The 1929-nt window shown below is 65.0% G+C and carries 2 protein-coding genes; both read left to right on the top strand.

The genetic code is table 11. The features are described 5' to 3' along the window. The coding region (locus tag AC1DKD_RS40945; RefSeq protein ID WP_477144714.1) for an ACT domain-containing protein at window positions 1-226 on the top strand (226 nt) is incomplete at its 5' end. Window positions 227-317: 91 nt separating this feature from the next. After that, window positions 318-1433, top strand: coding sequence for a histidinol-phosphate transaminase (hisC, locus tag AC1DKD_RS40940; protein WP_477144713.1), 1116 nt, complete (start codon window positions 318-320; stop codon window positions 1431-1433). The last annotated feature ends 496 nt before the right edge of the window (window positions 1434-1929 follow it).

Genomic DNA, 1929 nt, shown 5'->3' with positions numbered 1-1929 from the left:
CAACAAGGCTGGCGCGGTCTACCAGTTGCTGGCGCCGCTGGCCGACAACGGCGTGTCGATGTGCCGCTTCGAGTCGCGCCCGGCGCGCAGCGGCGCGTGGGAGTACTACTTCTACGTCGACGTGGAAGGGCACCAGCACGATGCCTCGGTGGCGCGGGCACTGGAAGAACTCCGGCGTAACGCGGCTTACTTCAAAGTGCTGGGTTCATACCCGTCCAGCCGATAGCAAGGCTTGCCGCCCGGGCGRCAGCCAGACCGAAGAACGGATCGGCGATCGCGGATCGCGATCCGCGAAAGACGATCACCAAGGAGCCAGGATGGCAGAGCAAGGCAAGCAGTTCGGTCCCGAGTATGTGCGGGCGATCTCTCCGTACGTGGCGGGCAAGCCGATTTCCGAAGTGGCGCGCGAATTCGGCCTGGACGAGTCCGCCATCGTCAAGCTGGYCTCGAACGAGAACCCGCTCGGCATGCCCGAGTCGGCCAGGACGGCCATCGCCGCCGCCGTCGCCGACCTGGGCCGCTACCCCGATGCCAACGGTTTCGAACTGAAGGCTGTCTTGTCGGCCCGTTTCGATGTGCCGGCCGACTGGCTCACGCTGGGCAACGGCAGCAATGACATCCTGGAAATCGCCGCGCACGCGCTGGTGAAGCCGGGCGAGTCGGTCATCTACGCCGAGCATTCCTTTGCGGTGTATGCGCTGGCCACGCAGGAAATCGGCGCGCGCGCCATCGAGGTCAAGGCCCGTGACTATGGGCACGATCTCGACGCCATGGCCGCCGCCATCGTGCCGGATACGCGCCTGATCTTTATCGCCAACCCGAACAACCCGACCGGCACCTTCCTGCCGGCGGCGGCCATCGAGGCTTTCCTGGCCAAGGTGCCGGCCGATGTCGTGGTGGTGCTGGACGAGGCTTACAACGAATACCTGGATGACGCGCAGCAGTACGACTCGGTGGCGTGGGTCCGCAAGTATCCGAACCTGCTGGTTTCGCGCACCTTCTCCAAGGCTTATGGCCTGGCCGGCCTGCGCATCGGCTATGCGGTCGCGCAGCCGGCGCTGACCGACCTGCTCAACCGCATCCGCCAGCCTTTCAACGTCAACAGCCTGGCGCAGGCCGCTGCGGTGGCGGCGCTGGCCGACACGGCCTTCCTGAAGCGCAGCGCGGAACGCAACCGTGCCGGCAAGGCGCAACTGGTGGCGGCCTTCGACCGGCTCGGCCTGCAGTACGTGCCATCTTCAGGCAATTTCGTGCTGGTGCGCGTGGGCCAGGACGACGGCGCCGGCGCGCGCGTCAACCTGGCGCTGCTCAGGCAGGGCGTGATCGTGCGTCCGGTGGGCAACTACAACCTGCCGCAATGGCTGCGCGTGACCATCGGCCTGCCTGAGGAAAACGCGGCCTTCATCGCCGCGCTGGAACGGGCGCTCAAGTAGGCGCCGCGCCTTCGCCGGCTGGTGCCGCCGCAACTGGCGGCGCCGTCGGCCGGCGTAGACGAGATACAATGCCGGATTCCGTGCGACACGCACTATCGTGTCCGGGTAGCTCCAACGTAAGGAGCATCGACCTTGTTGGGACAAGGGGAGGGTTTCGGCCTGAACTGTCCAATCCCAACCATTTCTTGCTTAGACGAACCGGGCCGAACAGCCAGGGGGAGTCTAGAACGTTGCGAGGAAGGCCAGAACACCGGCCGGATTTGCAGCTTGCTTTTTGCTGGATCGATTTCCAGCCATTGCCCAAGGGCGGGGACGCTCGCCTTTGGGCGAGTTCTCTGTAAACGCCCCTCCACGGAGAGGCGGGTGGCTATGCAACGGAGTATGTTGYATAGAYGYTACATAGCATTCAAACCGGTCCGGATGGACTGGCGCTAGGCTCTTTGGGACGGTAGGCACTCGCGAGAGTACACCGCCGTCAAGCGCTCGCTAGTAGAGG

The organism is Cupriavidus sp. 05T313 (assembly GCF_056396665.1).
The sequence above is the reverse complement of the archived record's forward strand: the minus strand, read 5'-3'. Positions and strand labels throughout refer to the sequence as shown.